Here is a 12,650-nt window from a genome sequence, read left to right as displayed (position 1 = left end):
TCCTGTCGACGGCTCGGGGTGCCGGACTCGCCGCGGTGCGCTCCCGCGCGCGGGCGGCCGGCTCAGTCCTCGTGCCCCAACTGGAGGTCGCGTTCCGTACGGCCCCCGCCGGCGACCTGGAGCACGGTGGCGACCGGGGGGTAGCCGGCGGCGATGACGGTGTACTCGCCGGAGGAGAGGTCGACGAACCGGAAGGTCCCGTCGGGTCCGGTGGTGAGGGTGTCGACGACGTTGCCCGCCGCGTCCAGCAGGGTCACGCGCGCCTCCTCGACGGGCCGTCCGCCGCCGGCCCGCACCGTGCCGCGCAGCACCGCGCCGCCGGCGAGCTCGACGTCCTGCCGGGTCTCCCGGGCCGCCTGGACGGTGACGGGGAGGGCCGCCGGACGGAAGGCGGGCGCGCTCGCGGCGAGGGTGTACTCGCCGGCCACCAGCTCGGTGATGACGTAGCCGCCCTCCCGGCCGCTGCGGGTGCTGGCGACGACCTCCCCGTGGACGTTGGTGAGCGTGACGGCGGCGTCCCGCACCGGGGTGCCGTCGGCGGTGAGGACGCTGCCGGCGAGGCGGCCCGCGCCGCCGAGGACGACGTCCAGTTCGACGGGCCGCTCGCCGACGGTCACGGAGACCGCCTGCGGCTGGTGGCCGCCCGCGGCGGCGATCAGGACGTACGCTCCGGGGCCGGGCGTGGCCAGCGCGTACCGCCCGTCCTCGCCGCTGGCGCCCCGCCCGGTCTGCTGCCCGGCGACGTCGATGAGGGTGAGCGCCGCGCGCGGTACGGCGGTCCCGTCGGGATGCTGCACGGTGCCGCAGACGGGGATGCCACCGTTGTACGACGGACGGGCCTGCGGTACGCGCCCGGTGAGGTGCGGGGCCTCCTGGGCCGGGTCGGCGGTGGGGACGTTGTGGGACACCAGTGGTTTCTCCTTGAGGAAGAAGGCGATGAGCAGGCCGAGGACGAGCACCGGCACCAGGTAGAGGAAGATGCGCGGCATGGCGTCGGCGTACGCCTGGATGTAGGCGTCGCGCAGCTCGGGCGGCAGTGCGTGCACGAGCTGCGGGGTGATGGACTCGGCGTCGGGCGGCGCGGCGCCCGCGTGCGCGGGCAGGTGCTCGCCGAGCGCGTCGGTGAGCCGGTCGGCGAAGAGGGTGCCGAAGACGGCGGCGCCGACGCTGCCGCCGATCTGCCGGAAGTAGTTGTTGGCGCTGGTGGCGGTGCCGAGGTCGGCGGGGCGCACGGAGTTCTGCACGGCGAGGACCAGCACCGGCATCACCATGCCGATACCGGTACCGAGCACCGCCATCCAGATGCTGTAGTGCAGCCGCGGCGTGTCCGTCTCGAGGCGGGACAGCAGCCACATGCCGACGACGGAGAGGGCGGAACCGAGGATGGGGTGCGTCCGGTACCGGCCGGTGCGGCTGATGAGCTGTCCGGAGACGATCGAGGCGCCGACGATGCCGGCCATCATGGGCAGCATCAGCAGCCCCGACTCGGTGGCGGTGGCCCCGTCGACCATCTGCAGGTACGTCGGCAGGTAGCTGGCCGCCCCGAACAGGGCGACGCCGACCACCAGGCCCACCAGGCCGGTGACGTTGAAGACGGAGTCCCGGAACAGCCTGAGCGGGATGAGGGGTTCGACGGCGAAGCGCTCGACGACCAGGAAGAGGACGGTGGCCGCCACGGCGCCCGCGCCGAGGCCGAGGACGACCCGGGAGTCCCACGCGTACTCGGTGCCGCCCCAACTGGTCAGCAGCACCAGGCAGGTGGAGGCGGTGGCCAGCAGCAGGCAGCCGAGGACGTCGAGACGGGGCCGCGCGGCCGGCTTCGGGAGCTTGAGCACGACGGCGACGACGGCCAGGGTGACGATCCCGAAGGGCACGTTGACGTAGAAGCACCAGCGCCAGGAGAGGTGGTCGGTGAAGTAGCCGCCGAGCAGCGGCCCGGCGACCGACGCGAGGCCGAAGGCGGCGCCGATCAGTCCCATGAAGCGGGCGCGCTCCCGCGCGGGCACGATGTCCGCGATGATCGCCTGGACACCGATCATCAGGCCGCCCGCGCCGACGCCCTGCACCGCGCGGTAGGCGATCAGCTGGTCCATGGTCGACGCGCGACCGGCCAGCGCGGAGCCGACGACGAAGACGACGATCGCGAACTGGAAGACGCCCTTGCGGCCGAGCAGGTCGCCGAGCTTGCCGTAGATCGGCAGGCCGATGGTGGCGGTGAGCAGATAGGCGGTGATCGCCCAGGACATCCGGTCCAGTCCGTGCAGCTCGCCGACGATCTTCGGGAGCGCGGTGGCGACGATCATCTGCTCCAGGGCGGCGAGCAGCAGCGCCAGCATCAGCGCGAGGAAGACCAGCCGCACGCGGCGCGGGCTCAGCCCGGGTTCCGCGGCCGGCTCCGGGACCGGCGGCGGGGGCGGGTCCCCGGCCGTCGGTGCCGTGACCGCCGTGCCCGGTTCGTCCTGCGTCAGAGTGATCCCGCCCACGTGCCGCTCCCCTCGTCGCACTGCGCACCATTCCCGCGTGAAAGCGACAACTACGAGCAAGTGCGACGAGTTACGGGACCCGGAAAGGTCAGGAAGAGATCACCCGAACCGGTGAGACGCCAACTCCCGCCCCAACCTTGGGAGTTGACGTGCTCTACTTCTCGACCTCGGCGGCCAGCCGGGCCAGCACGGCGTCGTGGATGCGGGCGAGGCCCTTGGGCGCGAAGGTCTTCTCGAAGAAGCCGCCGATGCCGCCGGCGCCCTGCCAGGTGGCGGTCACGACGACCCGGGACCTGCCCTCGCCGGCCGGGGTGACCCGCCAGGTGGTGACCATGGAGGAGTTGCGGTCCTTCTCGACCAGTTCGCCGTCGCTCGGCTCGGTGACCTCCAGGAGGCAGTCGCGCACCCGCTTGCTGGTGGCCTGGAGCTTCCAGTGGACGAGGGTGCCCTCGCCGTCGCCGCCCTCGCGGACCTCGTACTCGCTGTACTGCTCGGGCAGCACCCTCCCGCGCGTGCCGCTGTAGTCGGCGAGGGCGTCGAACACCGTTTCCGCGTCCGCCGCGACGATCCGCTCCGTAGTGGACTCGACCTGCGCCATCGCTTTCCTCCAGGACGTGGACTACCGGGGTCGGGGCAAGCCAACCACCCCTCGTCCGGTCACCCAAATCGAGGGTCCGTTTGTGACCGGAAGGGTGACCGAAGATGTCGCTCGCACGATCAAGGGAACACTTGTTCTATTCTGTGGCCCAGTGCTACCGAGGAGGCTTCATGCGCTGGGAGAACCTCGCCACGGGCTCCGAACACAGCCGGGCCGACGCCGCGCTGTTCGGCGCGGAGGCGGTGACCACCCGCACCTTCGACACCCCGGAGTTCCGCGGGATCACCTTCCACGAGATCCGGGCCCGCTCGATCGTCAACCGGGTTCCGGGGGCCTCCCGCATGCCGTTCGAGTGGACGGTCAACCCCTACCGGGGCTGTACGCACGCGTGCGTCTACTGCTTCGCCAGGAAGTCGCACGGCTACCTGGACCTCGACACCGGGCTCGGCTTCGACAGCCAGATCGTCGTCAAGGTGAACGCGCCGGAGCTGGTGCGCCGCCGGCTCGCCTCCCCCCGCTGGCAGGGCGAGCACATAGCGATGGGCACGAACGTCGACTGCTACCAGCGCGCGGAGGGCCGCTACCGGCTGATGCCGGGCATCCTCGCCGCCCTGCGCGACCACGCGAACCCCTTCTCCCTCCTCACCAAGGGCACGCTGATCCTGCGCGACCTGGAACTGCTGCGGCAGGCCGCCGAGGTGACCGACGTCGGCATCTCGGTCTCCGTGGGCTTCACCGACGAGGGGCTGTGGCGCACGGTCGAGCCGGGCACGCCCGCGCCGGAGCGCCGGCTGGAGGTCGTCCGGACGCTCGCCGCGCACGGCATCGGTTGCGGGGTCCTGATGGCGCCGGTGATCCCGTTCCTGAGCGACGGGCCGGACCAACTGCGGGCCACCGTACGGGCGGTCGCCGCCGCCGGCGCCACCTCCGTCACCCCTCTGGTGCTGCATCTGCGGCCCGGTGCCCGCGAGTGGTTCATGTCCTGGCTCGGGCGGCACCATCCGTACCTGGTGAGGCGCTACGAGCGGCTGTACGCGGAGGGCGCCTACGCCCCGAAGTGGTACCAGCGCCGGATCACCCGTCAGGTCCACGACCTGGCCCGGGAGTACCGCATCGGCCCCGCGGACGCCGGAATGCCGCGACGGGTCAGGACGCCCGGCCCGACCGGCGCCCCGGTGTCCGGCCCGGTCCAACTCTCGTTGCTCTAGGAGCGTTCGAGCGCATCGGTCGGCGCAATCGGGTCAAGATCCGGCCGGATGTGTTCGACCGTGTTCCCTCCCCGGAACGATGCGGCGTGGACCGTGCGTCGCGCGGCCCGCAGCCCTCCGCCCCGGGAGCACCTCATGAGAAAACGCGCAGCCGTGCTGTGCGGTGCCGCCGCCGTCCTGGCCGGGAGCCTCACGGCCGTGCCCGCCGAGGCCGGCGCACCGCGGGCCGCGGAGACCTTCGACGCCGCGGAACCCGTATGGCGCAAGTGCGCCACCAAGGACTACCCGACCCTGCAGTGCGCATCCGTCGAGGTGCCGCTCGACCACGCCGACCCCGGCGGCCGGAGGATCACGCTCGCGCTGTCCCGCGTCCCGCACACCGCGGAGAAGTACCAGGGCCCCCTGCTGGTGAACCCGGGCGGCCCCGGCGGCAGCGGTCTGACGCTCGCCGGGTTCGTCGCCGCCTCGCTCCCGGCCGAGGTGGCCGCCCAGTACGACGTCATCGGCTTCGACCCGCGCGGGGCGGGGTCGAGCAGGCCCGCGCTGGACTGCGCGCCGGACCACTTCGGTCCGGTGCGCCCCGACCCGGTGCCGACCACGCCCGAGGTGGAGCGGGCCAACCTGGAGCGCGCCCGGTCCTTCGCCGAGGGCTGCGGCAGGAAGTACCCGGACCTGCTGCCGCACATCACCACGACCGAGGCCGCGCGCGACCTGGACGTGATCCGGCGGGCCCTGGGCGCGGAGAGGATCAACTACCTCGGCTACTCCTACGGCACCTACCTGGGCGCCGTCTACGCCAAGCTGTTCCCGGAGCGGGTGCGGCGCCTGGCCCTGGACTCGGTGGTCGACCCCACCGGGGTGTGGTACGACGCCAACCTGCACCAGGACCGCGCCTTCAACGACCGCCACCGCGCGTTCCTGGCCTGGGTGGCGCGGCACGACGCGCGGTACCGGCTCGGCACCGACCCGGAGAAGGTCGAGGCCGAGTGGTACGCGATGCGCGCGGCCCTGAAGGAGGAGCCGGCCGGCGGCACGGTGGGCGCCGCCGAACTGGAGGACACCTACGTCCCGGGCGGCTACTACAACGGCTACTGGCCCTACCTCGCGGAGGCGTTCGCGGCGTACGCCGACGGCCGGGACGCCGAGCCGCTGATCGAGGCGTACGAGGACTTCGGCGCCGTCGACGCCTCCGGCGACAACGGCTACAGCATCTACACGGCGGTGGAGTGCCGGGACGCCTCCTGGCCGCGCGACTGGCGGCAGTGGCGCAAGGACCACTGGGAGGTGTACGAACGGGCGCCGTTCCTGACCTGGAACAACGCCTGGTACAACGCGCCGTGCGCGTTCTGGCCGACCGGGTCCCTGCGGCCGGTGCGCGTCGTCAACGACGCGTTGCCGCCGGCGCTGCTGTTCCAGGCGACGCACGACGCGGCGACCCCGTACCGGGGCGCCGTCGCGGTCCACCACCTGCTGGCGGGCTCCCGTCTGGTGGTGGAGCAGGGCGGCGGCAACCACGGCGTCACGCTGAGCGGGAACGACTGCCTGGACGAGCACCTGGCGGCCTACCTGAAGGACGGAACCGTGCCGCGCGAGGGCCGCGGCGAGGCCGACGCGGTGTGCGCGGCGCTGCCGGACCCGAAGCCGACGACGTCGCGGGCGGCACCGGCGACCGCCCGCGGCGCGGCGCTGCACGGCCTGCTCGGCTTCCGCGGCTGAGCGCCTGACCCTCCGTCGGGGCGGGAGTGCCGGACCCGTGGTCCACCATGGGGTCATGAGCGAACCGATCAGGATCCCCGCCCCCGACGGGGTGTTCCCCGCGTCCCAGTACACCCATGTCGTCACGGGCACGGGCCGGGTGGTGGCCGTCTCCGGCCAGCTCGCCCTGGACCAGGACGGCGAACTCGTCGGCGAGGGCGATGCCGGGGTCCAGGCCCGTCAGGTGTTCGAGAACCTGAGGCGCTGTCTGGCGGCCGCCGGTGCGACCTTCGACGACGTCGTGAAGCTCACCTACTTCGTCACGGACATGGCGCACATGCCGGCGATCAGGAAGGCCCGCGCCGAGCACGTGCCCGACGACCGGCTGCCCGCCGCGTCCGCCGTCCAGGTGGCGGCCCTGGTCCGCCCGGAGTTCCTGGTGGAGGTCGAGGCGCTCGCGGTCGTCCCGGACAATCGCGCGCCGTCCGCGAGCGGTGTCGCCTAGGGTCCCGCCATGAACGGTGCTTTCCCCGGCATCCGCGCCATGACCGCGGACGACTGCGACCGCGTGGCGGAGATCCGGATCCGCGGCTGGCGGCACGCCTACCGCGGGCTCGTCCCGCAGCCGTACCTCGACGGCCTCGACGTGGCGGCGGACGCCGAACGCCACCGCGCCCGCCTCCTGCGCGGCGACGGCGGCGTGGTGAACCTGGTCGCCGAGGCCGACGGCGGCGGGCTCGCCGGCTGGGCCGCGTTCGGCCCGTACCGGGACGGCGAGACCCGCACCGGGGACGCCGAGTTGTACGCCCTGTACCTGCTTCCCGAGTCCATCGGGCACGGTGTGGGCAGGGCCCTGCTCGCGGAAGCGGTCCGCCGCTGTTCCGCCGCCGGCCACGGCCGCATGTACCTGTGGGTGCTCAAGGGCAACACCCGCGCCCGCCGCTTCTACGAGCGGGCGGGGTTCGCCGCGGACGGCGCCGAGGAGCCCTTCGAGGTGGACGGGGTGGCCGTGCCCGAGGTGCGGTACGCGAAGGACCTCGCCCCGGTCCCCGGCTGACGGCGCTACCGCGGTCCGGGAATCCGCCCTCCGGGCGGTCGCCGGCGGGGGATCCGCGCCAGCGCGCGCACCGCCGCCTCGGCCAGCGCCGGGTGGGCGAGTGCCTCGTTCAGGACGGGTTCGGCACGCGCGTCGCCGAGTTCGCCCAGGCCCTCCACGCAGGCGAGGGCCACCCGCCGGTACGGGTCGTGCGGGCGCAGGCGCCGCTCCAACGTGGTGATCAGGGCGGGCACCGCCTCGGGGGCCCGGAGCCGGGTCAGCAGGCGCACCGGGTGCAGCGCGTAGGCGACGCGCAGTTCGTTGGTGGCGAGGGCGGCGGCCGCCCGGCCGGTGCGCGGGTCGCCGAGGCGGGCGAGGGCGTGCGCGGCGGAGGCACAGCGCGGTGGGTCGCGGTGGTTGAGGAGGAGCACCAGGGCTTCGAAGGCCCGCCGGTCGCCCGCGAGTCCCAGCCGGAACGCGGCCAGTTCCCGGGCCCACAGCGGCTGTCCGGGTTCGGTGAGGACGGTTGCCAGGGTGTCGGGGTCCCCCGTCGTCACGAGGCGGTCGTACGCCGCCGATCCGCCCGCCTCGGCCCGTAAGCGTTCCGTGATCGATCGCAACTCTTCGTCCATGTCCCAGAGATTAGGGGTGCGGTGGGCCGCTCGGGACGTACATCACAAACACGAGGGCTGGCGCGCTCGTTACCCGCGAGTTAAGCTCAGACGAGCGAGTCACCCACTCGCGACTCTCCTCACGGCGGTTTGGTGACGCGGCCGCCGATGAGGGAACCTCCCACGCCGTCGAGGCAGTGGGGGACGCAGTCGGTTCGGTACCTCCGTGTACCGCAGTACGGCTCGGCCTCGGGACAGGGCCGGTCGGAACCGCCGTCGTACCGGGGCGTGTTCACGCCTTCCCCGCCTTCCGGGCGGGTCCGGGTCGACGGCACCGGGCGTGTGCGCTCGCAGCCCGGCAACACCCGCACCCCCTGCACGCACCCGGTGCGCCCCTCGGCGCACCCGGGCGCGTTTCCCGTCGTCACCCTCATTCCTGGAGTCCCGCGATGGCCACTCCCCTGTCCGACACCCCCCTGTCCCCGCTCCGGACCGTCGCCGTCGTCGGCCTCGGCACGATGGGCACCGGCATCGCCGAGGTCCTGGCCAAGGCCGGCCGCGAGGTCGTCGGCATCGACATCAGTGAGGCCCAGGCCGCGAAGTGCGTCGCCGTCCTGGAGGCCTCGACCGCCCGTGCCGTGGAGCGCGGGCGCCTGACCGAGCAGGAGCGCGCGGACGTCCTCGCCCGCGTGACCACCTCCACCGACCTCACCGCGGCGGCCGGCGCCGATCTGGTGATCGAGGTGGCTCCGGAGTCGTACGAGGTCAAGCAGCAGATCATCCGCGAACTCGACGGGATCGTGCGGCCCGAGGCGATCCTGGCGACCGGCACCAACGCCCTGTCCGTCACCCGGCTCGCCGCCGACTCGGCCCACCCCGAGCGGGTGCTGGGCATGCACTTCTTCAACCCCGCCCCGGCGATGAAGCTGGTCGAGGTCGTCTCCAGCGTGCTGACCGCCCCGGCGGCCGTCACCGCGGTCACCGACCTCGCCCTGGATCTCGGCAAGGAGCCGGTCGCGGTCGGCGACCGGCCCGGATTCGTCGCCGACGGGCTGCTGTTCGGCTACCTCAACCAGGCCGCCGCGATGTACGAGGCCCACTACGCCTCCCGCGAGGACATCGACGCCGCGATGCGGCTCGGCTGCGGCCTGCCCATGGGCCCGCTGGCGCTGCTCGACCTGATCGGCATCGACACCGCGCGCACGGTGCTGGAGGCCATGTACGCCGAGTCCCACGACCGGCTGCACGCCCCCGCCCCGATCCTCAAGCAGCTCAGCGAGGCGGGCCTGACGGGCCGCAAGGCCGGGCGCGGTTTCTACACCTACGCGGCGCCGGACAGCGGGACCGTCGTGCCGGACGCCCTGACCCCGCCGGAGGGCGGCGCCGCCGGCGCCGGCCGGACGGTGCGCTCGGTGGGTGTCGCCGGTTCCGGCACCATGGCCTCCGGCATCGCCGAGGTCTTCGCCAAGGCCGGCTACGAGGTGGTCCTGGCCGCCCGCAGCGAGGAGAAGGCCGAGGCCGCCAGGGCCCGTGTCGGCAAGTCCCTCGCCCGCTCCGTCGACAAGGGCCGGATGACCGCCGAGGCCGCCGCGCAGGCCCTGGAGCGGATCCGGCCGACGGGCACCTACGACGACTTCGCCGAGGTCGACCTCGCCCTCGAGGCGGTCGCCGAGGACCTCCGGGTCAAGCAGCAGCTGTTCGCGACCCTGGACAAGGTCTGCAAGCCGGGCGCGGTGCTCGCCACCACCACCTCCTCCCTCCCGGTCGTCGCCTGCGCCCGCGCCACCTCGCGCCCGCAGGACGTGATCGGCATGCACTTCTTCAACCCGGCGCCGGCCATGAAGCTGGTCGAGGTGGTGCGCACGGTGCTGACCGCCGACGACGTGCACGCGACGGTGCACGAGGTCTGCGGGAGGATCCGCAAGCACGCCGTGGACTGCGGCGACCGGGCCGGGTTCATCGTCAACGCGCTGCTGTTCCCGTACCTCAACAACGCGATCAAGATGGTGCAGGAGCACTACGCGTCCCTGGACGACATCGACGCCGCGATGAAGCTGGGCGGCGGCTACCCGATGGGCCCCTTCGAGCTGCTGGACGTCGTCGGGCTGGACGTCTCGCTCGCCATCGAGAAGGTCCTGCACCGCGAGTTCCGCGACCCGGGCCTCGCCCCGGCGCCGCTGCTGGAGCACCTGGTGGCCGCGGGCTGCCTCGGCCGCAAGACCGGGCGCGGCTTCCGCGAGTATGCCAAGCGCTGAGCGGCGCCCCGGCGACCGGTTCCAGGACGGCGGCGAGTGGGGCGGGCTGCTCGGCCCCGGCCGGCTCCCGCCGTCCGCCCGTACCGGGCCTCCCCCGTCCGCCGGGGGCGGGGGAACCCCCGGTCATGCGCATCGAGCTGCGCACATGCAGTACGTTCGGGACATGTCCCAGCCCGCCAAGTCCGTACGTACACCCGCCACGCCCGAGCCGCCGGAGAGTGCCGCAGGTTCTCGCGCCGCCGCCCAGCGGCTGAAGATGCGCCGGGAACTGGCGGCCGCCGCGATGGAGCTGTTCGCGACCAAAGGGTACGAGGCGACCACCGTCGACGAGATCGCGGCCGCCGCCGGGGTCGCCCGCCGCACCTTCTTCCGCCACTTCCGGTCCAAGGAAGAGGCGATCTTCCCCGACCACGACGACACCCTGGTCCGCGCGGAGGCGGTGCTCAACGCCGCGCCCGCGCACGAGCATCCGCTCGACACGGTGTGCCGCGGCATCAAGGAGGTCATGAAGATGTACGCGGCGCGGCCGGAGATCTCGGTCGCCCGCTACAAGCTGACGCGCGAGGTGCCCACCCTGCGCGAGGCGGAGATCGCGTCGGTGGCGCGCTACGAGCGCCTCTTCACCCGCTACCTGCTCGGCCACTTCGACGAGCACGCGCACGACGACGACGCCAACGACGACCCGCTGCTGGCGGAGGTCGCCGCGTCCGCCGTGGTGACCGCCCACAACCACGTGCTGCGGCGCTGGCTGCGGGCCGGCGGCCAGGGGGACGTGGAGGCCCAGCTCGACCACGCCTTCGCGATCGTCCGCAAGACCTTCGGGAGCGGCATCATGGCGGGCCGCCGCACCGCCGCCGCCCCGCAGCGGGCCGCGGCCCCGGTGCCGGCGCACGGCGAGGTGCTGGTCACCGTCGCCCGCACCGACGCCCCGCTGGACGAGGTGATGCGGACCATCGAGCAGGCGCTGAAGGAGCGCTGAGCGCGCCACCGGGACGGTGCCCGAGGGCACTCCGCCGCTGTGACGACGGCCACCCCACAGGGTGGCCGTTTTGGCATGTCAGGGGCCTCTTTCGACCTCCTTGCGGGGCCGGTTCGATCGATCATCGCTCATTTGTCGAGTAAAGATTTCATCTGAGAGCAAGTTCTGGCACGCAGTGCCTTGCCGGATGACACGGCGTGCCATACGTTGAAAGAGTCCGGGCGGCCGGCGCGCAGAGAAAGCTCGTGCGTCGGCTGTCCCAGCAAGCCGGAAGGCCTGCGCGCCCGGACGCCTGCGTCACAGGCAACCTCCCGCGCCACAAAGCGCCGCCGAAGCACCGTCCGCCGAACCGACGGCACCCCCTCGATCAACCCTCAGCAGCACCGACGTAACCCTCAGCGCCCCTCCCTCAGGGCGCTCGACGCCGGAGGCAACACCGTGACCATGAAGGACATCCTGGACGCGATCCAGTCGCCCGACTCCACGTCGGAGGACTTCGCCGCCCTGCCGCTCCCCGAGTCGTACCGCGCGATCACCGTGCACAAGGACGAGACGGAGATGTTCGCCGGGCTCGCCACCCGCGACAAGGACCCCCGCAAGTCGATCCACCTCGACGACGTGCCGCTGCCCGAACTCGGCCCGGGCGAGGCCCTGGTGGCCGTCATGGCCTCCTCGGTCAACTACAACTCGGTGTGGACCTCGATCTTCGAGCCGCTGTCGACGTTCGGCTTCCTGGAGCGCTACGGCCGCACCAGCGAGCTGGCCAAGCGCCACGACCTGCCGTACCACATCATCGGCTCCGACCTCGCGGGCGTCGTGCTGCGCACCGGCCCCGGCGTCAACTCCTGGCGGCCCGGTGACGAGGTCGTCGCCCACTGCCTGTCCGTCGAGCTGGAGTCCAGCGACGGCCACAACGACACGATGCTCGACCCCGAGCAGCGCATCTGGGGCTTCGAGACCAACTTCGGCGGTCTCGCCGAGATCGCCCTGGTGAAGTCCAACCAGCTGATGCCCAAGCCGGACCACCTCACCTGGGAGGAGGCCGCCGCCCCGGGTCTGGTCAACTCCACCGCGTACCGGCAGCTGGTCTCCCGCAACGGCGCCGGCATGAAGCAGGGCGACAACGTCCTCATCTGGGGCGCGAGCGGCGGACTCGGCTCCTACGCAACCCAGTTCGCGCTGGCCGGCGGCGCCAACCCGGTCTGTGTCGTCTCCAGCGAGCAGAAGGCCGACATCTGCCGGTCGATGGGCGCCGAGGCGATCATCGACCGCAGCGCCGAGGACTACAAGTTCTGGAAGGACGAGAACACCCAGGACCCGAAGGAGTGGAAGCGCTTCGGCAAGCGCATCCGTGAACTCACCGGCGGCGAGGACATCGACATCGTCTTCGAGCACCCCGGCCGCGAGACCTTCGGCGCCTCGGTCTACGTCACCCGCAAGGGCGGCACCATCACCACCTGCGCCTCGACCTCGGGCTACATGCACCAGTACGACAACCGCTACCTGTGGATGTCGCTGAAGCGCATCATCGGGTCGCACTTCGCCAACTACCGCGAGGCCTGGGAGGCCAACCGGCTCATCGCGAAGGGCAAGATCCACCCCACGCTGTCGAAGGTCTACCCGCTGGAGGAGACCGGCCAGGCCGCCCACGACGTGCACCGCAACGCGCACCAGGGCAAGGTCGGCGTGCTGTGCCTGGCGCCCGAGGAGGGCCTGGGCGTGCGCGACCACGAGAAGCGCGCGAAGCACATCGACGCCATCAACCGCTTCCGGAACATCTGAGGA

At 72.6% G+C, this 12,650-nt stretch carries 10 protein-coding genes; 7 read left to right on the top strand and 3 right to left on the bottom strand.

What is annotated here, in order from left to right:
* Window positions 1–62: 62 nt before the first annotated feature.
* Together B7L92_RS23705 and B7L92_RS23700 are read right to left on the bottom strand one after the other, a co-directional pair.
* Window positions 63–2,483, bottom strand: a complete 2,421-nt coding sequence (locus B7L92_RS23705; RefSeq protein ID WP_081239459.1) for an MFS transporter — start codon at window positions 2,481–2,483, stop codon at window positions 63–65.
* A gap of 154 nt (window positions 2,484–2,637) precedes the next feature.
* Window positions 2,638–3,081 (bottom strand): SRPBCC family protein, encoded by a 444-nt coding sequence (locus B7L92_RS23700; RefSeq protein ID WP_081239458.1) that lies wholly within the window; start codon window positions 3,079–3,081, stop codon window positions 2,638–2,640.
* Window positions 3,082–3,251: 170 nt separating this feature from the next.
* Between B7L92_RS23700 and B7L92_RS23695 the strand changes: the two genes are divergently transcribed.
* From B7L92_RS23695 to B7L92_RS23680, 4 genes are all read left to right on the top strand, one after another.
* Window positions 3,252–4,289 carry an Rv2578c family radical SAM protein gene (locus tag B7L92_RS23695; protein WP_081239457.1) on the top strand — a complete coding sequence of 346 codons (1,038 nt, stop codon included), beginning with the start codon at window positions 3,252–3,254 and terminating at the stop codon, window positions 4,287–4,289.
* Window positions 4,290–4,424: 135 nt separating this feature from the next.
* Window positions 4,425–6,005, top strand: coding sequence for an alpha/beta hydrolase (locus tag B7L92_RS23690; RefSeq protein ID WP_081239456.1), 1,581 nt, complete (start codon window positions 4,425–4,427; stop codon window positions 6,003–6,005).
* 55 nt (window positions 6,006–6,060) lie between these two features.
* Window positions 6,061–6,489, top strand: a complete 429-nt coding sequence (locus B7L92_RS23685) for a RidA family protein (RefSeq protein ID WP_081239455.1) — start codon at window positions 6,061–6,063, stop codon at window positions 6,487–6,489.
* A 9-nt stretch (window positions 6,490–6,498) separates the two neighbouring features.
* On the top strand, window positions 6,499–7,041 hold the full coding sequence (locus tag B7L92_RS23680; protein ID WP_081239454.1) for a GNAT family N-acetyltransferase: 543 nt from the start codon (window positions 6,499–6,501) through the stop codon (window positions 7,039–7,041).
* Between the two features lie 5 nt (window positions 7,042–7,046).
* Here B7L92_RS23680 and B7L92_RS23675 read toward each other — a convergent pair whose 3' ends face one another.
* On the bottom strand, window positions 7,047–7,652 hold the full coding sequence (locus B7L92_RS23675) for an adenylosuccinate lyase (RefSeq protein WP_081239453.1): 606 nt from the start codon (window positions 7,650–7,652) through the stop codon (window positions 7,047–7,049).
* 428 nt (window positions 7,653–8,080) lie between these two features.
* Between B7L92_RS23675 and B7L92_RS23670 the strand changes: the two genes are divergently transcribed.
* The 3 genes from B7L92_RS23670 (at window position 8,081) to ccrA (ending at window position 12,647) form a co-directional block, all read left to right on the top strand.
* Window positions 8,081–9,886 (top strand): 3-hydroxyacyl-CoA dehydrogenase family protein, encoded by a 1,806-nt coding sequence (locus tag B7L92_RS23670; protein WP_081239452.1) that lies wholly within the window; start codon window positions 8,081–8,083, stop codon window positions 9,884–9,886.
* Window positions 9,887–10,049: 163 nt separating this feature from the next.
* Window positions 10,050–10,865 (top strand): TetR family transcriptional regulator, encoded by an 816-nt coding sequence (locus B7L92_RS23665; protein ID WP_218030464.1) that lies wholly within the window; start codon window positions 10,050–10,052, stop codon window positions 10,863–10,865.
* Window positions 10,866–11,309: 444 nt separating this feature from the next.
* The gene (gene ccrA, locus B7L92_RS23660) at window positions 11,310–12,647 is read left to right on the top strand and encodes a crotonyl-CoA carboxylase/reductase (RefSeq protein ID WP_081239485.1); all 1,338 of its coding nucleotides are present in this window, start codon (window positions 11,310–11,312) and stop codon (window positions 12,645–12,647) included.
* Window positions 12,648–12,650 lie beyond the last annotated feature (3 nt).

Origin of the sequence: Streptomyces viridosporus (genome assembly GCF_002078235.1) — a bacterium.
Lineage (GTDB): Bacteria > Actinomycetota > Actinomycetes > Streptomycetales > Streptomycetaceae > Streptomyces > Streptomyces viridosporus.
The sequence above is the reverse complement of the archived record's forward strand: the minus strand, read 5'-3'. Positions and strand labels throughout refer to the sequence as shown.